Below are 19,856 nucleotides of genomic sequence, written 5' to 3'. Positions count from 1 at the left end.
TGATTTTCTTTGATATCGATGGAACTTTACATAAAATTTTAGCAATGATATAAAAAAGACGACCACGTTCCCCCGCGGTCGTCTTTTTTCGTGTTACGCTGTAATCCAAGCTTCGTTTGCTGGATTTTTACGCCACTCTTGTAACTTTTTCGTTTCAGCTTGTCCGATCATACCTTTTTCTGCTGCAACTTCAGTTAATGCACTGTAATCACTTAAAGAATATGATGCTACGTTTGCTACTTCTAGTTTCTCTTTTCCTGACTCAAGCTCGTATGTGAAGATTGATACGATTCCTAATACTTCACAGCCAGCTTCGCGAAGTGCTTCTACACATGTAATTGCACTACCGCCAGTTGAAATTAAGTCTTCTACTACTACTACTTTTTGACCTTTTTCAGCTTTTCCTTCGATTTGGTTCCCTTTACCGTGACCTTTTGCTTTACTACGCACGTAGCACATTGGTAAATCCATACGATCGCTTACCCATGCAGCGTGCGCAATACCAGCAGTTGCTGTTCCTGCAATAACTTCTACAGTTGAGAAGTGCTCTTTAATTAACTCTTCTAATCCAGCTGCAATCGCTTGGCGTACTTTTGGATAAGATAAAGTTAAACGATTATCACAATAAATTGGTGATTTTATACCAGAAGACCAAGTAAATGGGTCATTCGGTTGTAAAAATACTGCTCCAATTTCTAATAAATGCGATGCGATTTCTTTTTTCATACTGTTACACCTTCCCACTGTTGTTTTACTGTTTTATACGCTTCAAGCGGATTTTCTGCTTTTGTAATACTACGTCCAACTACGATGTAGCTTGAACCAAGTTCCCTCGCACGTTTCGGTGTTGCTACGCGCACTTGGTCATTTACATCATCGCTTGCAAGACGAATCCCCGGTGTTACTGTTACAAATTCATTTCCGCATACTTCACGTAATTTTGGTACTTCAAGTGTTGAACAAACAACTCCATCAAGTCCACTTTCTTTCGTTAATTTTGCATAATGAGCAACCGCTTCTTCTAACGTTTTCTCAATGCCAATCTCTTTTTTCATCATAGTTTCCGAAGTGCTTGTTAATTGTGTAACTGCAATACAAATCGGTCTCTCTTTTCCTTCTTGCTTACCTTCCTCTAATCCCTCAATCGCAGCTTTCATCATACTGCTTCCCCCAGCAGCATGAACATTTACCATATCTACATCTAGACTAGCTAGGCTACGCATAGCGCTTTTTACCGTATTCGGAATATCATGAAGTTTTAAATCTAGGAAGATTTTATGTCCTTTTTCTTTTAAGTACGTAATAATTGCAGGACCTTCTTTGTAAAACAACTCCATACCAACTTTGACAAATAACTCTTCCCCTTCAAAGTGGTGTAAGAATTGTTCTACCTCTTGTTTCCCTGGAAAATCTAGTGCAACGATTAACGACTGTGACATGTTTGCTTCCAGCTCCTTCCTTGACATTCCGAAATATGATCAAATCCTAATTCATCTAGTAATGCTGGTAATTCTTCAATAATTGTCGGACATACGAACGGATCGATAAAGTTCGCCGTTCCAACTGCGACCGCGCTTGCGCCCGCATAGAAGAATTCAATTACATCTTCCGCTGTTTCAATACCACCCATTCCGATGATCGGAATGTTAACCGCTTGACTTACTTCATGTACCATACGAATTGCTACTGGCTTAATCGCAGGCCCTGATAGTCCGCCCGTACGGTTTGCTAAAATTGGTTTTGCAGTTTTTAAATCTAGACGCATACCAAGCAATGTATTAATCATCGTTAAACCGTCCGCACCCGCATTTTCAATTGCTTTTGCAATTTCCACAATGTTTGCCACGTTCGGTGACAATTTCACATATACCGGTACTTCAGAAACCTCTTTTACTCGCTTCGTTAAATCAGCAGCAATTTCAGGATTTGTACCAAAAGCGATACCACCCGTTTTTACGTTTGGACAAGAAATATTTAATTCTAGCGCATGAACATTAGGTGCCTTTGAAATCGCCTTCGCAACCGCTACGTAATCCTCAGCTTGTGAACCCGCAACGTTTGCAATAATCGGAAGATCAAATTGCTCGAGAAAAGGTAATTCAGAATTCATTACCTTTTCTAATCCAGGATTTTGAAGCCCGATTGCATTTAGCATTCCGCCTGGTGTTTCAGCAACACGAGGCGTTGGGTTTCCATAACGAGGTTGTTCTGTTGTCGCTTTAATCATAATTGATCCAAGTACACTTAAATCATAGAACTGTGCATACTCACGACCAAATCCGAAGCAACCAGATGCTGGGATGATTGGATTTTTTAATGATAACCCTGGTAATTCAACTTGCAATCTGTTCATAGTACAACCTCCCCGATTGGAAATACTGGTCCGTCGCTACACACCTTCTTGTAAGAATGTCCACTCTGATCTGCTTGCAAATGGCATACACATGCGAAACATGCTCCGATACCACAGCCCATACGTTCTTCTAATGAAATGTAGGCTTTTCTCTCCTTATAGCGTCCTTCTAATGCACGAAGCATCGCTAAAGGTCCACATGAGTAGAGAATGTCAAAGTCAATTCCATAGCTATCGATTACATCTGTTACAAACCCTTTTGTACCATGTGTACCATCAACTGTTGCAACATACGTATCACCAAGTTCTGCGAATTTCTCTTCATAGAAGACAACATCTTTCGTTTGGAAACCTAAGATGTGAATAACGCGTACTCCTTTTGCTACAAGACGCTGTGACAATTCATATAGTGGTGGTACACCAATTCCCCCACCAACTAATAGAGCCGTTTGTCCAGATTCCGCTTCTTCTACAGGAAATCCATGACCAAGTGGTCCTAACACATCTACAAGTTCACCTTGTTTTCTTTTCGCTAATGTTTTTGTCCCTTGTCCTTCCGCACGATATAGCATTGTAAATTCGTTCTTGTCTTGATCGACATTACAAATACTAATTGGGCGGCGCAGAAGGGGCGTAATGCCCTCTGCTACCTTAATGTGTACAAATTGTCCTGGATCGTTCATTTGCTGCACTAAATCCCCTTGAAGCACTAATTCGTAAATGTTTTTTGCGATTTCTTTTTGGTTAACGACGATCATATTTTGCTTTTGCATCATGCATGTACCACCTCGTGACGCTTCGTTTGCGTAATTTCTTTCATTGAATGAGCTGAGAATGTCATAGATTCTAATACTCTCAAGATTGCTCTCGTTGTATCAAGTGATGTTAAGCAAGCCACACCATTTTCTACTGATTCACGGCGAATGCGGAAACCATCACGCGCTGGTTGTTTTCCTTTTGTTAATGTATTGATTACAAACTGCGCTTTCCCTTGACGGATAATATCAAGTAAGTTGTAGTCTTCAGAATCAATTTTGTTTACAACTTGCACCGGAATGTTTTGTTCTGTTAGCGATTGTGCTGTTCCTGCTGTTGCTAATAAGTTATAGCCGATTTCATGGAAGCGTTTTGCAATTTCCAGCGCTTCTTCTTTATCTTTATCCGCTACAGTGATGATTACTGATCCGTGCGTTGGAATGTTAATTCCTGAAGCAACAAGTCCTTTATATAATGCTTTTTCAAGCGTTAAATCTTTACCCATTACTTCCCCTGTTGATTTCATTTCAGGCCCTAATGTTGTATCAACTGAGCGTAGTTTCGCAAATGAGAATACCGGTGCTTTTACATACACTTCCTTCTCTTCTGGGTGATAGCCAGTTCCATATCCTTGTTCTACAAGGTTTTGACCTAAAATAACTTTCGTTGCGATATTTGCCATCGGTACGCCTGTAATTTTACTTAAGAATGGTACTGTACGGCTCGCACGTGGATTTACTTCAATTACATACACTTCATCTTTGAATACTACAAACTGAATGTTTAGTAATCCAACAATGTTTAAACCTTTTCCAAGCCCAATTGTATGTTCAATAATTTGTTCTTTTAGTTTTTCAGATAAGCTCTGTGGTGGATATACTCCAATTGAATCCCCAGAGTGAACTCCAGCGCGTTCGATATGTTCCATAATACCTGGAATGAATACATTCTCACCGTCTGAAATTGCATCTACTTCAATTTCTTTACCAACCATATAACGGTCGATTAATACTGGGTGATCTGCGTGAACTTTAACCGCATTTTTCATGTAGTGCAGTAATTCTTCTTGACGATATACGATTTCCATCGCACGTCCACCTAGTACGTAAGATGGTCTTACTAATACTGGGTAACCAATTTTGTCAGCGATCGCTACTGCTTGCTCTACAGTCGTTGCTGTTTTACCAACTGGTTGCGGGATACCAAGCTTTGTTAAAGCTGCTTCAAACTTATCACGATCTTCTGCACGGTCTAAATCTTCAAGTGATGTTCCTAAGATTTTCACACCATGTGCTTCTAATTTAGCCGCTAAGTTAATTGCCGTTTGTCCGCCGAATTGGACGATAACACCTTCTGGCTTTTCTAAATCGATAATGTGCATTACATCTTCGATTGTTAATGGTTCAAAGTATAATTTGTCAGAAATACTGAAGTCTGTTGAAACTGTTTCTGGGTTGTTATTAACAATGATTGCCTCATATCCAGCTTCTTTTATTGCCCATACAGAGTGAACTGTTGCATAATCAAACTCAACACCTTGACCAATACGGATTGGACCAGATCCTAGTACAACTACACTCTTACGATCTGTTACAATCGATTCATTCTCGTCACCATATGTGCTGTAGTAGTATGGTGTTGCAGATTCAAACTCTGCCGCACAAGTATCTACCATCTTATAAACAGGAATCATATTGCTTTCTTTACGCATATCGTAAATTTCACGCTCTGTTTTGTTCCAAGCATTGGCGATGTAATGGTCACTGAAGCCCATTTCTTTAGCAGATTGTAACACTTCCATATTTCCTACATTCGCTTTTACTTCGCGTTCCATGTTTACGATATTTTCAATTTTTTGTAAGAAGAAGAAGTCCATTTCACACCATTCGTTGATTTCTTCTTTCGTTACACCTTGACGGATTGCTTCTGCTACAACGAACAGACGCTCGTCATCAGCTTTTATAATACGCTTTTTCATCGTTTCTTTATCAAGCTCTTTTAAGTGGTCTAACTCTAGGTGATAAACGCCAAGCTCTAAAGAACGAATCGCTTTTAATAATGATTGTTCTAAGTTACGTCCGATTGACATAACTTCACCAGTTGCCTTCATTTGTGTACCAAGTGTTCTGTTTGCTGATTCAAACTTATCAAATGGCCAACGTGGAATTTTTGAAACAACATAGTCTAATGCTGGCTCGAAGCAAGCATATGTTTTTTGTGTTACTGGGTTTATAATTTCATCTAATGTTAAACCGACTGCAATTTTCGCCGCTAGCTTCGCAATTGGATATCCAGTTGCTTTAGATGCTAGTGCAGACGAACGACTCACACGCGGGTTTACTTCGATTACATAGTATTGGAAGCTATGTGGATCAAGTGCAAGCTGAACGTTACATCCACCTTCAATTCCTAATGCACGAATAATTCTTAATGAAGTGTTTCGTAACATTTGATACTCACGGTCACTTAATGTTTGGCTCGGTGCTACAACGATAGAATCACCTGTGTGAACCCCAACCGGATCGATATTTTCCATGTTACATACTACAATCGCGTTATCATTCGAATCACGCATTACTTCATATTCAATTTCCTTACAACCGGCAATACTCTTTTCTAATAAACATTGTGTTACTGGACTATGTTTTAATCCACCTGATACGATTTCAATTAGTTCTTCTTCATTATTACAGATTCCGCCACCTGTTCCCCCCATTGTAAATGCTGGGCGAACAATAACTGGATAACCAATTTCTTTTACAAATTCATGTGCTTCTTCCAGCGTATGAATAATCGTGCTAGATGGAATTGGTTCATTTAATTCCTGCATTAATGTACGGAATAAATCACGATCCTCGGCTTGCTCGATTGCTGATAATTTTGTTCCTAAAATTTCAACTCCGCACTCTTCAAGTATGCCTGATTTCGCAAGTTCAACAGCCATGTTTAGGCCTGTTTGACCACCTAATGTTGGTAGGAGTGCATCTGGACGTTCTTTACGAATGATACGGCTTACGAATTCTAATGTTAATGGTTCTATATATACTTTATCTGCTGTTGCAGTATCTGTCATAATTGTTGCTGGGTTAGAGTTAACAAGGATTACTTTGTAACCTTCTTCTCTAAGAGATTGACAAGCTTGTGTACCAGAGTAATCAAACTCTGCTGCTTGCCCAATTACAATTGGTCCTGATCCGATTACTAAAATTGTGTTAATGTCTAGGCGTTTTGGCATAACTCTTCCCCTTCTTTCTTGAAGTTTTCAATCATTGCTAAGAAATCTTCGAATAAATCATTTGCATCTTCTGGTCCTGCAGAAGCTTCTGGATGGTATTGCACTGTAAATGCTGGGAACTTCGTATGACGAAGACCTTCTACTGTTCCATCATTTAAAGCAACATGTGTAATTTCCAGTTCTGTATTTCCAACTGATTCTTCTTCTACTGCGTAACCATGGTTTTGAGATGTAATTGCTACTTTTCCAGTTGCAAGATTTTTTACTGGATGATTTAAACCACGGTGACCGAATTTTAACTTACTTGTATTCGCACCAGATGCCAGGGCGAACAATTGATGTCCTAGGCAAATCCCGAATAAAGGAACTTTACCAATAATGTCTTTTAACATTTCAATTGCTTCTGGTACATCTTTTGGGTCCCCAGGTCCATTACTTAACATAATTCCATCTGGGCTAAGGCGTAGAATTTCTTCTGCTGTTGTATTGTAAGGTACAACAATTACATCGCAATCACGCTTATTTAATTCTCGTAAAATACCATGTTTCATTCCGAAGTCTACAAGTACAACTCGGTGTCCACGGCCTGGACTTGGATATGGATCTTTTGTTGATACGCGTTTCACATGATCTGTAAAGACAGTTGCTTTCAATTGGCTAACGATGTCCTCTACATCCACATCCATATTGCAAAGACGTCCGCGTAAAGTTCCATATTGACGAATTTTTCTTGTTAATTTTCTCGTATCAATTCCTGCTAATCCTGGGATATTTCTTTCTTTCAAGTAATCATTTAGCGAAATTTCATTACGGAAGTTTGATGGGTGATCACAAATTTCGTTTACGATTAAACCATTTACAGATGGGTGAATTGATTCAAAATCATCACGGTTAATGCCGTAGTTTCCGATTAATGGATACGTAAATGTTACGATTTGACCGCAGTATGATGGATCAGATAAAGTTTCTTGATATCCAGTCATCCCAGTTGTAAATACAACCTCACCTGACTTTTCTATTTCTCCTCCGAAACCTTTTCCAATTAATACTGTTCCATCTTCTAAGATAAGTTGTCTTTTCATACTAATGCACTCTCCTTTTGCCATGCGATCTTACCACCAACGATTGTCATAACCGGCCAACCTTGGCATTTCCAACCTGCGAATGGTGTGTTTTTTCCTTTTGATAAGAATGTTGTTGGATCAATTTCTTCTTCTTGTTCTAAATCGATAATTGTAATATCAGCTGTTCTACCTTCTGTTAGGCGCCCTGCTTCTAAACCGAATGTGTCAGCTGGTTTTTCTGTTAAGAATTGAATCAGTTGCTCTAATGTAATGATTCCTTTTTTCACAAGGTTCGTATATAAAAGCGGGAATGCTGTTTCAAAACCAGTAATTCCGAACGGTGCTCTTTCAATCCCTTGCGCTTTCTCTTCTGCAGTATGCGGTGCATGGTCAGTTGCGATCATATCAATTGTTCCATCTAATAGTCCTTCAATTAACGCTGCATGATCTTCTTTTCCTCGAAGCGGTGGATTCATTTTAAAGTTAGGATCAGCCGATGGGATATCATCTTCACATAATACTAAGTGATGCGGTGTTACTTCTGCTGTCACCTTAATTCCAGCACGTTTCGCGTCACGGATTACACGTACAGATCCTTTTGTACTTACATGACATACGTGGTAGTGACAATTTGCAGCTTCCGCAAGTAAGATGTCCCGGGCAATATGTACGGATTCACATACTGATGGGATACCGTTTAATCCGTGTTTCTCAGAAAACTTCCCTTCATGTACACATCCTTTATTAATAAGTGTGTTCTCTTCACAGTGTGCAACAACTGCCATATTTAATTTCGATGCACGCTTCATTGCAGCTAACATCATGCTTGCATCTTGCACGCCTACGCCATCATCAGTGAAAGCAAACGCTCCAAGTTCTTTTAACGTTTCAAAATCGGTCATTTCAGAACCTGCTTGACGTACTGTAATTGCTCCATATGGTAATACATTTACATGTGCTTTTTCTTTAATACGCTTTTGCAGGTCTTCCATATGTTCTTTACAATCTGGTACTGGGCGTGTGTTTGGCATTGCGCAAATTGTAGTAAATCCACCTTTTGCTGCTGCAAGTGTTCCTGTTTCAATTGTTTCTTTATGTTCACCACCTGGTTCACGAAGATGAACGTGTACATCTACTAATCCAGGTGCGATTAACTTTCCATTTACATCGATTACTTCAGCATTATCTGCCGTAATATTTTCTGCTACCTTCGCAATTTTACCGTCTTGTACGAGAAGATCTGTTGCTACGATTGTTCCTTCTGCATTCATATAACGACCATTTTTAAACAAATAATTCATGTTTCATTCCTCCTAATACATTTGGTAATGCGCGTTTTAGTACAGCCATTCTTACGTAGACCCCGTTTTCCATTTGCTTGAATATGCGTGAGCGTTCACACTCGACAAGTTCACTCGCAATTTCAACATCACGGTTTACAGGGGCTGGATGCATAATAATGCTTCCTTCTTTCATACGTTTTTCTCTTTCAACTGTTAACCCATGTTGCTCGTGATACTCTTTCATAATGTCTGTTTCATAATGGTCATGACGCTCATGTTGTACACGAAGTAACATCATCACATCCACTTCTGGAACAAGTTCATCTAAACTCTTGTACGTTCCAAATGTGTTCTCTTCATCTTTCCACTCTTCTGGGCTTGCAAAGTAAATTGTCGCGCCCAGTTTCGTTAATGCTTCTGCATTAGAACGTGCTACTCGACTATGACGAACATCCCCAACTATTGCAATCTTCAAACCTTCAAATCTTCCAAACTCTTGTTTAATTGTTAGAAGATCGAGTAGACATTGCGTTGGATGATTTCCACATCCATCTCCAGCGTTCAAGATTGGGATATTCACCTGATCTTTTAATTCATCGAAGTAACGATCTTGCTCATGGCGGATGACTACCGCTTTTGTTCCGATTGATTCTAGTGTTCTTATCGTATCGTATAAAGTTTCTCCTTTTTGTACGCTAGATGCATCTGCGGAAAAGTCTAATACTTCAAGTCCTAATCTCTTCTCAGCAACTTCAAAGCTAAATCTCGTCCTCGTACTATTCTCAAAGAACAAGTTCGCAACAAATGTTTGCTCTGTCGTTTTTCTCTCTTTTCCATTCGCGAAATCTTCTGCGTCTTTTAGGATTTCTGAAATTTCTTGTTCCGATAATTCACTCATCGTTAACAAATGGCTCATCGTCATCCCTCATCTTTCTGTTTTTTATGATAACACCATTGAATTTATATAACAATAACTGTATAAAAATACCCTAGTCTTTGAGACTAGGGTGCGTTAAAGTAGCCACCCTTTTCTATCTCACAGGACTGAATTAAAAGGTTATTTTTATGAAGCAATCTGCTTAGATTGTTTTGTTTTATTTGTTTGTTTTGTCTCTGGTAGTAGTAGATTTAATAGTACACCTACAATTGCTGCTAACGCCATTCCTTCTACTTGGAACGATTCACCTACGTGCAGTACCGCTCCGCCGATACCGATTACTAGTATAACTGATGCAATCATTAAGTTTCGTTTGTCACCTAAGTCTGTTTTATCGTCTACCATCATACGTAAACCACTTGATGCGATTACACCGAAGAGTAAGATTGATACACCACCCATAACTGGTGTTGGAATCGAATGAATCAGTGCTGAAATCTTCCCGATAAATCCAAACATGATTGCGAACACTGCTGAACCGATGAATAAGTATACACTGTATGCTCTCGTAATTGCTAGCACACCGATGTTTTCACCGTACGTTGTATTCGGTGGTCCTCCTATTAGTGATGCGATCAATGTTGCTATCCCATCACCGAAGATTGAACGATGTAAACCTGGTTTTTCAATTAAATCTCTTTTAATAACATTTCCAAGTACAATTTGATGTCCGATATGTTCTGAAATTGTTACAAGTGCAACTGGCACCATTAAGAGTACAATTTTCCATGAAAACTCCGGAGTATATGTTACAAACGGTACTGTGAAGTCTGGTATGACAAACCATTTTGCCTCAGCTACTGGCTTTAAATCTACTAGCCCTTGGAAGTAAGCGAATATATACCCGCCGATGATTCCAAGTAGCACTGGTATGATACTGAAAAATCCTCTCCCGAATATGGAGCAAATGATTGTAATTGCTAATGTTACTAATGCTACTGAAAAGTGTGTAATGCTATACTTACCATCCGCACCGTTCATCGCCATGTTCACTGCTGTATGTGCTAAAGATAAACCGATTACCATTACGACTGGCCCAACTACGATTGGCGGAAGTAATTTCATAATCCATTCTGACCCAGATTTCTTAATTCCGAGTGAGATTAAGATGTACACAAGTCCCGCAAGCATTCCTCCAAGCATCGCTGCTCCAGGTCCACCTGCTGTTTTTGCTGTAATAATTGGTGCAATAAAGGCGAATGATGATCCTAAATATGCTGGTACTTGACCTTTCGTTATTAGAAGAAACGCTAGCGTTCCTAATCCACTTGATATTAAAGCTACTGATGGATTCAGTCCTGTTAAAAACGGAACAAGCACTGTTGATCCAAACATCGCGAACAAATGTTGTATACTTAATAATAACCATTTTCCCGGTTTCGGTACTTCATGAATGTCTAACACTGGCTTTTGCTCCATTGTTACATCCTCCTTCAGTTTTAATTTTTGCAATAAAAAAACTCTTTGTGCCTGTGCACAAAGAGTCCTACACTTTCGTATGCCAAATTTGACATATGAAAGCCAAGACCCTTTGGCAGCCTCACAGGACTACATTTAAAAGGGCTTTACTTATCGTATATGCTTACTCGATCTTGTTGATCTGTCTCTTGCAAATCAACTTCGATACGCTCTTCACTAGATGTTGGAATGTTCTTTCCTACATAATCAGCGCGAATTGGTAATTCACGATGACCTCTATCAACAAGAACAGCTAATTGGATTTGTGATGGTCTACCTAAATCCATAAGAGCATCCATTGCTGCTCGAACTGTTCTTCCTGTATATAACACATCATCCACAAGGATAACTTTTTTCTTCGTAATATCTACAGGAATATCAGAACCTTTTACAAGTGGTTCTTTATGTTTGGATTGTAGTGTTAAATCATCACGATACAACGTAATATCTAACTCTCCTACTTCCATCTCTTTTCCTTCAATTTGACCAATTCGTTCTGCCAAACGTTGTGCAATAAAAATTCCACGTGTTTTTATTCCGACAAGAACGCAATTATCGACACCTTTATTTCGTTCCACGATTTCATGACTAATTCGTGTTAAAGCGCGGCGAATCATTTGGTCATCTAAAACGACAGCTTTCTCTTGCATGCTCTACACCTCCAAGTTTTTTTCTTGCGTGAGAGTAATGGTATAAAAAAAGTCCTCTCAGCGTGTGCGAGAGGACTTTTGAAAAAAGGGTACAACATACCCTAAGTATTTCAAACCGTTACCTTCTCAACCTCACGGGGCTGTGTTAAAGGATCATTATTTAACTGTTGTCAGTATCTCAGTTTTCTTATGATTTGTCAATACTATTTCCGTAAAATATTTAGCGCTTCTTCAAACACTTCTGGAATCGGTGCCTCAAACTCAATATATTCACCAGTACGAGGGTGATCGAAACCTAAAATCCCTGCATGAAGTGCTTGTCCATTCATATCTAATGTTTTCTTCGGACCATACTTTGGATCCCCTGCAAGTGGATAACCAATATATTTCATATGAACACGAATTTGGTGTGTACGTCCCGTTTCTAAGCGGCATTCTACAAGTGTGAAATCCTTAAATCGCTCTAACACTTGGAAATGTGTAACTGCATTCTTACCATTTTCATCAACAGTCATACTTTGACGTTCTTTTTTATCACGACCAATTGGAGCGTCAATTATTCCTTTATCATGTGGAATTACACCATGTACAATCGCTTTATAACGTCTTGTTACCGTTTTTGCTACAAGTTGATTTACAAGTGATTCATGCGCCATATCATTTTTAGCAACCATTAATAATCCAGATGTATCCTTATCAATACGGTGTACTATACCAGGACGCATTACACCGTTAATACCTGATAGGTCTGTACAATGATGCATAAGTCCGTTTACAAGCGTACCCTTCGTATGCCCTGGTGCTGGATGTACTACCATGCCACGCGGCTTATTTACAACTAGTACATCGGCATCTTCATAATAAACTTCTAAATTCATATCTTCCGGTTGAATATCTAACTCTTCTGGCTCGGGAATTGTTACTGTAATTTCATCATTTCCTTTTACTTTATAATTCCCTTTAACTGATTTCCCATTTACTGTCACAACAGCATCTTTAATCCATTGCTGCACTTGTGAACGTGACCATTCACTGTTTATTTCTGCAACGAATTTATCAATTCGCTCGCTTTTTTGTTCTTCTGCAACTGTTACTTGTACTACTTCACTCATTCAATTACTCCTTCGCTTTCTTTCCTTCTAATACTGTTTGAATAATAATTAATACAACTCCAATACATAATGCTGAGTCAGCTATATTGAATACCGGATAGTTGTACGAGAAAATATACACGTGAATGAAATCCACTACTTCTTGTCTAAATACACGATCAATAAAATTGCCAATTGCTCCGCCTAAAATTAGACCTAATGAAATACCTAGAAGCTTGTCCGTTTTCGCATATTTTTTCATATAAAATACGATAAATGCTACGAAAATGACTGTAATAATGTAGAAAAACCACATTTTATTTTCTAAAATACCCCAGGCAGCTCCTCTATTTCGATGAGATGTTATGTATAATACATTATCGATAATCGGAATGCTCGTACCCAATTCCATGTTCTTTACAATTAGCCACTTCGATATTTGATCGATGGCAATGACAAATAACGCTATTACATAATATATCATTTTCATTTCCCCCACAAAGACAGTGTACCTCAAAATTTTAGCATAGCTGCTACCTTTTCACAATGAACCTTTGTAGAAGAATAAAATAAATTAAAAAAAGGTAACATAATATCGTTGTGCGTATTTCATACATTTACCTTTTCATAGAAAAATTCATGAATAGTACGAGCAGTCGGCATTGTTTTCATTTGTTTTGTAGAAATCGCTCTTCCAGTTTCTTCACAAATACCGTACATATCTATTTCCATTTTAAACAATGCACGTTCTACATCTTTTAAATCCTCTTTTATATCATGTAATAGCAATTTTTTCTTTGTCTCTTCCTTTATTTCGTATCCAAGTTCTTGCCCAAATTCCATATAGTATGTGTGCATTACTTCTTTTGCCAATCTATCTTGCAACTCTTTTCTCATCAATTGTAATTCTTCTTTTATTTCCATATAAATTTCATTCACGTGTACATTCCTCCCAGCTGCAATGTACAATTAGTGTGTCCGAAATTTCCACGCTTACCTCACACACATTTTTCCTTCATAGGAAAGAGAGTGAAAGTTATTTTGATATATCATCAACAAAAAACTGACTGCTATTATGAGCAGTCAGCTTTTTTTCATTATTTTACATAATTTTCTTTAACAACCGTTGCACAACGCTCACATAATGTTTCATGTTCTGCATCTTTACCAATTGTTTCTGAAACAACCCAACAACGTTCACACGTCTCACCTGTCGCCTGTGCTACAACTACAGCTGTATGCTCATACTTTGGTGCATCTGTTGGTGCTTCTTCAATTGTACCACCAAGTTTATACTCAGAGACGATGAATAATTGCTTTAAGTCTTCGCTAATAGACTCTAGCATAGCCTTCATTTCTGCAGTCGGATATAGCGTAATGCTCGCATTTAATGACTTACCAATTACTTTCTCATTACGAGCTACTTCTAACGCTTTTAAAACGTCATCACGTAATGTCATAAATGCATCCCATTTTGCTCTTAACGCTTCTGAACCCTCTACTTCTGTAGCTTCTGGCATATTAGTTAACTGTACGCTTTCTTCTTCTGCACCAGGAACATATGGCCATACTTCATCAGCTGTATGAGGTAAGATTGGCGTTACAAGTTTCGTTAATGCAACAAGAACATCATATAATACAGTTTGAATTGCACGACGATCCGCGTGATCTGCACCTTCAATATATAAAATGTCTTTTGCAAAGTCTAAGTAGAATGAACTTAGATCAATTGTACAGAAGTTGTGAATTGCATGATATACAGCAGCAAAGTCATATGTTTCATATGCATCTTTTACTTTTGTAATTAAGTCATTTAACTTCACTAACATGTAACGATCTACTTCACGAAGTTCAGCTACCGCTACTGTATTTTCACTTGGATTAAAATCATCTAAGTTTCCTAATAAGAAACGGAATGTGTTACGGATTTTACGATACACTTCTGCTACTTGTTTTAAAATATCATCTGAAATACGTACATCAGATTGATAGTCAACAGAAGATACCCATAAGCGTAAAATGTCTCCGCCTAATTGATCCATAATTTTCTTCGGTACGACGATGTTTCCAATCGACTTACTCATTTTACGTCCGTCACCATCTAGTACGAAACCATGGCTTAGTACGCCTTTATACGGAGCTTTACCAGTTACAGCAACTGCTGTTGATAATGAAGAGTTAAACCAACCACGATACTGGTCAGATCCTTCTAAATATAAATCAGCTGGACGTTGTAAGTCTTCGCGCTCTTCTAATACCGCTTGGTGAGAAGAACCTGAATCGAACCATACATCCATGATGTCTGTTTCTTTACGGAATTCACCATTTGGGCTACCTGTATGTGTAAATCCTCCTGGTAATAAATCTTTCGCTTCACGCTCGAACCATACGTTAGAACCGTGCTCACGGAATAAATCTGCTACATGATTAATTGTTTCATCTGTAATAATTGGATCACCATTTTCTGCATAGAATACAGGAATTGGCACACCCCATGCACGCTGACGAGAAATACACCAGTCACCACGGTCACGAACCATATTATGAAGACGAGTTTCTCCCCATGCTGGTACCCATTTTGTTTCCGCAACAGCTTCTAATAATTCTTTACGGAACGCTTCAATAGATGCAAACCACTGCGCTGTCGCACGGAAAATAATTGGTTTTTTCGTTCTCCAATCATGTGGGTATGAATGCGTAATGAATGTTAGTTTCAGTAACGCGCCTACTTCTTCTAATTTTTCCGTAATTGGCTTGTTAGCTTTATCATAGAATAAGCCTTCAAATCCAGGTGCTTCATTTGTTAATACACCTTTATCATCAACTGGGCAAAGTACTTCTAAGCCATACTTTTTACCAACAACGAAGTCATCTTCCCCGTGTCCTGGTGCTGTATGAACACAACCTGTACCTGCATCTGTTGTTACGTGCTCTCCTAGCATAACTAATGAGTCACGATCGTAGAATGGATGTTTTGCAACTGTATACTCAAGTTCGCTACCTTTTACCGTTTTCACAACTTCAGCATTTTCCCACTCTAACGTTTTTGCAACTGTCTCAAATAGTTCAGAAGCGATGATATATTTCTCATCATTTACTTTCACAATAGCATATTCAAGTTCTGGGTGAACAGAAATACCTAAGTTTGCAGGTAACGTCCAAGGCGTTGTTGTCCAAATAATGTATTTCTCATCACCTTCTAATACGTTCTTTCCATCTTTTACAGGGAATGCTACGTAAATAGATGCTGATTTTTTATCTTGATATTCAATTTCAGCTTCTGCTAAAGCTGATTCACTTGTTGGAGACCAGTAAACTGGTTTTTGTCCTTTATAGATATAACCTTTTTTCGCCATGTCACCAAACACTTTAATTTGTTGTGCTTCATAAGCTGGCTCTAAAGTAATATATGGATTATCCCAATCTGCACGTACACCTAAACGCTTAAATTGTTCACGTTGACGTTCTACTTGCTCATATGCATACTCTGCACATAACTTACGGAACTCAGCAACTGTCATTTCTTTACGCTTTACACCTTTATTTGTTAAAGCTTGCTCAATTGGTAAACCGTGTGTATCCCAACCTGGTACATATGGTGCACAGTATCCGGTCATTGATTTAAAACGAACAATAAAGTCTTTTAACACTTTATTTAGTGCGTGTCCCATATGGATGTCACCATTTGCATATGGAGGTCCATCATGTAGTACAAATAAAGGACGGCCTTTCGTATGTTCTTGTACCTTTTCATAAATATTCATTTCAGCCCATTTTTCTTGCATTGCAGGCTCACGTTTCGGTAAATTCCCACGCATCGGGAATTCTGTTTTTGGCATTAGTAATGTATTTTTGTACTCCATGCTCAATTCCTCCTTAAATATATAAACGACAGACCTTAAAAAAGGGAATAAAAAAGAGACCTCTCATCCCCAAAAAGGGACGAGAAAGTCTCCCGCGGTACCACCCTAGTAGACCATATACAAATGCATAAGGTCCTCTTTATATTCTTAACGCGAATATACGCCTACGCTTACTAAATTTGTTCAGCGCGGAACTCCAGGGTGATATTCCCATTATCTCCTTATCCTGAGCTTACACCATCCTCAGTTCGCTATATAAGGTATGAAAAAGGTACTTATCCCTATCTTCGTTTTTCTTAATAAATATGCTGTTTAAAATTATATGTAATAATGAGAAAAACGTCAAGCTTACACTGTTTCTTCTTTTTTCAACAGTTCGTCCACTTCGTCTTCTAATTCAATTAGTTTATCCCAATCATCGTTGTTTAACATTTCAAGTTGTGTTTCTAATAACATACGGAAACGAGTTCGGAATACTTTCGCTTGTTTCTTCAACTCTTCAATATCAAAAGCAACTTTTCTTGATTTCACTAACGCTTCATTAATGATACGATCTGCATTTTTTTCTGCTTCACGTACAATTAATTTTGCTTCTTTTTGTGCATTACGCTTCACTTCTTCAGCAGCTTCTTGTGCGACAATGATAGATTTGTTCAGCGTATCTTCAATATTAGAAAAATGATCTAACTTTCCTTCTAATTGTGCAACCTTTTCTTCTAAAGCTTTTTTCTCACGAATGACTAATTCATAATCTTTGATGATTTGATCAAGAAACTCATTTACTTGATCTTCATCGTAGCCACGAAATCCGCGACCAAATTCTTTGTTATGAATATCTAATGGTGTTAACGGCACAACGCCACCTCCAAGTAGTTATCTAAATTTCCTCTTTCAATTATATCTTTTCTTCGACAAAATAAGAGAATTTCCTTCTAAAAAACCAATCATTTTAGTATACCATACAAAACTCTCCATTTGTCGCGCTTCGTTTTACCTTCTACAGAAAATAATTTACTTCGTCCATACCCTCTAACCGAGAAAACATCCCCTGGAAAACATTCATACGAAGTTTGCTCTACTGTTTTCCAATTGACTTTTACTAAGCCACCTTTTATAAGAGGCTGTACCTTCTGCCTAGATATATGTAGCATTTCAGCTAATAAAACATCTAGACGAAGTGACGAAACAGTCCCAGATTTTTCTCCCCATTTTTCACCTACACGCAAAATTTTCTCTACTTGTATAGGAGAGAGTGTGACTTTCATTTTCCCTATTGATTGTAAGTTCATTTCAATATACGATACAACTTCTTTGGCAACTGCAATTTGGGCACGGTCTTCTTGAAGCAAAATATCACCACATTTTTCCCTTGTTAAACCAAGCGACATGAATGCACCTAATATTTGCCTATGTTCTAGCGTAAAAAACTTGGAAGGATAGTCAATTTCTAATACTTCTACTTGAAATTCCTCTTCATTTAATTCTAGATAATCTGGATAAATTAGTGCTCTTTTCCGTTCGGCTTCAGGCATCGCACCATCAAACCGTACAGCTACATCTCCTTGCCCTATTACCATAGAAACAATTTGTTGCTGTCTTGGATCAAGAAAATCTGTTAACTTGACTTGATGGTACTCAGCAGCCTGTTTCCACTCTAATACTTTATCCACAAAGACCTCTTCATCAGGTCTAAAATGCTCATAGATGCTCATGTATTTAACCTCACACTATAAAAAATAGTTGAATAAACTCACTAAGCCACCTCTAGCAAGTTTCAAGGCAACAATAGCAACAAGTGGAGAAATATCAATCATACCAAATGGTGGAATAAACCTCCTAAACGGCTCTAAATACGGTTCGCAAATACGCGCAAGAAAATCTCCAAAAGCTGATTCCTTTGCGCCAGGAAACCATGATAGGAGAATGTAAATAATTAGTGCCCACGAGTAAATCTCGATAGCAGTAAGTAACACTGTTAAAACTGTTGTCATGGCGTATTACCACCTCTTTATATTTGTCTCTTCTTCTTCACCGAATAACTCTGAAATCGCACCAACGATATCAACATTTTCAGGTGTACACATAAATGTTTTCGGGCCTATTTTTTGAATATCCCCGCCTATAGCGTATACAGTACCACTTAAAAAGTCAACGATACGTACAGCTTGATCTGTAGACATTCTTTGCAAATTAATTACAACAGCTCGTCTACCTTTTAAGTGATCCGAAATGCCTTGCGCTTCCGAATATGTACGTGGTTCTAGTAAAACAACTTTTGAAGATTGCTTCGCTGTTTCAATACTCACTACATTTTGCTTCGGTTGCACTTTCGCAAACGGAACATCTTGTTGTTCTGGGGGATCTTGTTGCTTTTTCATGTCTGTTTGCTCCTTTTCATAACTATATTGAGCTGCTTCTTTTTCTTCCGGTGTGTCAAAAAAGAAGTATTTTACTTTTGACCAACTCATAATAACTTTCTCCTTCCTCCTACGCTTTTCCTACTAAAACCGTTCCCAAACGAATATATGTAGCGCCTTCCTCAATTGCAATCGTGTAATCATTTGACATTCCCATTGATAATTCTTTACATGGTGCATGTAATAATTCTAGCTCCTGCACCTCTGTTTGTAGCATGCGCAATTCCTTAAAGCAGCGACGAATCTCTTCCTCTTCTCCTGTAAACGGAGCCATTGTCATTAATCCTACCACTTCAATCTTATCCAATTCTTGCAAACTTTGAATAAAAGAAATTGTTTCTTCTATCGCCAATCCTTGCTTTGATTCTTCAGATGATGTTTTCACTTGAATAAAGCATTTAACTTTCTTATCAGCACGTTTTTGAATTTCTTTTGCAAGCGAAAGACGATCTAATGAATGTAAATAATCAATCTCATTAATGATTTCTTTTACTTTTCTCGTTTGCAATGATCCAATAAAATGCCAATTCACTTTTGAACCGAAATGCTCGTATTTTTGTAAGAAACCTTCATTTCTATTTTCACCTAAATCAATAATTCCTGTTTCAATTACTTCGCTTGTTTTTTCAATCCCTACAGTTTTTGTAACTGCAACGAGCTTAATATCTTTCATCGAACGTCCAGCTCGTACACAAGATTCTTTAATTACTTCGTTTACATCTGCTAAATTCCCTTGCACTGTCACTTAC

Annotated in this window: 19 protein-coding genes and 1 other annotated feature; all 19 genes read right to left on the bottom strand. The window is 38.2% G+C overall.

Annotated features, from left to right (window positions below):
• Positions 1–93: 93 nt before the first annotated feature.
• The 19 genes from pyrE to JFU54_RS12295 all read right to left on the bottom strand — a co-directional run bounded on the left by pyrE (position 94) and on the right by JFU54_RS12295 (position 19,852).
• Complete coding sequence (gene pyrE, locus JFU54_RS12385) at positions 94–726, bottom strand: orotate phosphoribosyltransferase (RefSeq protein ID WP_201064520.1); 633 nt, start codon at positions 724–726, stop codon at positions 94–96.
• Positions 723–1,439 carry an orotidine-5'-phosphate decarboxylase gene (gene pyrF / locus JFU54_RS12380; RefSeq protein ID WP_012261600.1) on the bottom strand — a complete coding sequence of 239 codons (717 nt, stop codon included), beginning with the start codon at positions 1,437–1,439 and terminating at the stop codon, positions 723–725. Before pyrF ends, pyrE begins: the two co-directional genes overlap by 4 nt.
• A complete protein-coding gene (gene pyrD, locus JFU54_RS12375) occupies positions 1,424–2,353 on the bottom strand; it encodes a dihydroorotate oxidase B catalytic subunit (protein WP_002088238.1) in 930 nt (309 codons plus the stop codon). Before pyrD ends, pyrF begins: the two co-directional genes overlap by 16 nt.
• Complete coding sequence (pyrK, locus tag JFU54_RS12370) at positions 2,350–3,129, bottom strand: dihydroorotate oxidase B electron transfer subunit (RefSeq protein WP_201064517.1); 780 nt, start codon at positions 3,127–3,129, stop codon at positions 2,350–2,352. The genes pyrD and pyrK overlap by 4 nt, the downstream gene beginning before the upstream one ends.
• Positions 3,126–6,344, bottom strand: a complete 3,219-nt coding sequence (gene carB, locus JFU54_RS12365; protein WP_201064514.1) for a carbamoyl-phosphate synthase large subunit — start codon at positions 6,342–6,344, stop codon at positions 3,126–3,128. Before carB ends, pyrK begins: the two co-directional genes overlap by 4 nt.
• Complete coding sequence (locus JFU54_RS12360) at positions 6,329–7,426, bottom strand: carbamoyl phosphate synthase small subunit (protein WP_002121861.1); 1,098 nt, start codon at positions 7,424–7,426, stop codon at positions 6,329–6,331. The genes carB and JFU54_RS12360 overlap by 16 nt, the downstream gene beginning before the upstream one ends.
• On the bottom strand, positions 7,423–8,709 hold the full coding sequence (gene pyrC, locus JFU54_RS12355; protein WP_002088243.1) for a dihydroorotase: 1,287 nt from the start codon (positions 8,707–8,709) through the stop codon (positions 7,423–7,425). The genes JFU54_RS12360 and pyrC overlap by 4 nt, the downstream gene beginning before the upstream one ends.
• Positions 8,693–9,607 carry an aspartate carbamoyltransferase gene (pyrB, locus tag JFU54_RS12350; RefSeq protein WP_002128846.1) on the bottom strand — a complete coding sequence of 305 codons (915 nt, stop codon included), beginning with the start codon at positions 9,605–9,607 and terminating at the stop codon, positions 8,693–8,695. Before pyrB ends, pyrC begins: the two co-directional genes overlap by 17 nt.
• A 147-nt stretch (positions 9,608–9,754) precedes the next feature.
• Positions 9,755–11,047 (bottom strand): uracil permease, encoded by a 1,293-nt coding sequence (uraA, locus tag JFU54_RS12345; protein ID WP_002014712.1) that lies wholly within the window; start codon positions 11,045–11,047, stop codon positions 9,755–9,757.
• A gap of 146 nt (positions 11,048–11,193) precedes the next feature.
• The gene (gene pyrR, locus JFU54_RS12340) at positions 11,194–11,736 is read right to left on the bottom strand and encodes a bifunctional pyrimidine operon transcriptional regulator/uracil phosphoribosyltransferase (protein WP_001156489.1); all 543 of its coding nucleotides are present in this window, start codon (positions 11,734–11,736) and stop codon (positions 11,194–11,196) included.
• A gap of 203 nt (positions 11,737–11,939) precedes the next feature.
• The gene (locus JFU54_RS12335; protein WP_002033761.1) at positions 11,940–12,848 is read right to left on the bottom strand and encodes an RluA family pseudouridine synthase; all 909 of its coding nucleotides are present in this window, start codon (positions 12,846–12,848) and stop codon (positions 11,940–11,942) included.
• A 4-nt stretch (positions 12,849–12,852) separates the two neighbouring features.
• Positions 12,853–13,311, bottom strand: coding sequence for a lipoprotein signal peptidase LspA (lspA, locus tag JFU54_RS12330; protein ID WP_002128849.1), 459 nt, complete (start codon positions 13,309–13,311; stop codon positions 12,853–12,855).
• 125 nt (positions 13,312–13,436) lie between these two features.
• On the bottom strand, positions 13,437–13,766 hold the full coding sequence (locus JFU54_RS12325; protein ID WP_002014715.1) for a TraR/DksA C4-type zinc finger protein: 330 nt from the start codon (positions 13,764–13,766) through the stop codon (positions 13,437–13,439).
• 158 nt (positions 13,767–13,924) lie between these two features.
• Complete coding sequence (gene ileS2 / locus JFU54_RS12320; protein WP_201064511.1) at positions 13,925–16,690, bottom strand: isoleucine--tRNA ligase; 2,766 nt, start codon at positions 16,688–16,690, stop codon at positions 13,925–13,927.
• Positions 16,691–16,762: 72 nt separating this feature from the next.
• Positions 16,763–16,987: a binding site (T-box leader), on the bottom strand.
• A gap of 51 nt (positions 16,988–17,038) precedes the next feature.
• Entirely contained in the window at positions 17,039–17,545 is a 507-nt protein-coding gene (gene divIVA / locus JFU54_RS12315) for a septum site-determining protein DivIVA (protein WP_001131609.1), read from the bottom strand.
• Positions 17,546–17,634: 89 nt separating this feature from the next.
• Positions 17,635–18,402: a YlmH family RNA-binding protein gene (locus tag JFU54_RS12310; RefSeq protein ID WP_002033759.1), complete on the bottom strand. Its 768-nt coding sequence runs from the start codon at positions 18,400–18,402 to the stop codon at positions 17,635–17,637.
• Positions 18,403–18,417: 15 nt separating this feature from the next.
• The gene (locus tag JFU54_RS12305; protein WP_002014720.1) at positions 18,418–18,681 is read right to left on the bottom strand and encodes a YggT family protein; all 264 of its coding nucleotides are present in this window, start codon (positions 18,679–18,681) and stop codon (positions 18,418–18,420) included.
• 6 nt (positions 18,682–18,687) lie between these two features.
• A complete protein-coding gene (locus JFU54_RS12300) occupies positions 18,688–19,158 on the bottom strand; it encodes a cell division protein SepF (RefSeq protein WP_002014721.1) in 471 nt (156 codons plus the stop codon).
• 19 nt (positions 19,159–19,177) lie between these two features.
• A complete protein-coding gene (locus tag JFU54_RS12295; protein ID WP_002033757.1) occupies positions 19,178–19,852 on the bottom strand; it encodes a YggS family pyridoxal phosphate-dependent enzyme in 675 nt (224 codons plus the stop codon).
• Positions 19,853–19,856: the final 4 nt, after the last annotated feature.

It is taken from the genome of Bacillus sp. TH19 (genome assembly GCF_016651075.1).
Lineage (GTDB): Bacteria > Bacillota > Bacilli > Bacillales > Bacillaceae_G > Bacillus_A > Bacillus_A mycoides.
The sequence above is the reverse complement of the archived record's forward strand: the minus strand, read 5'-3'. Positions and strand labels throughout refer to the sequence as shown.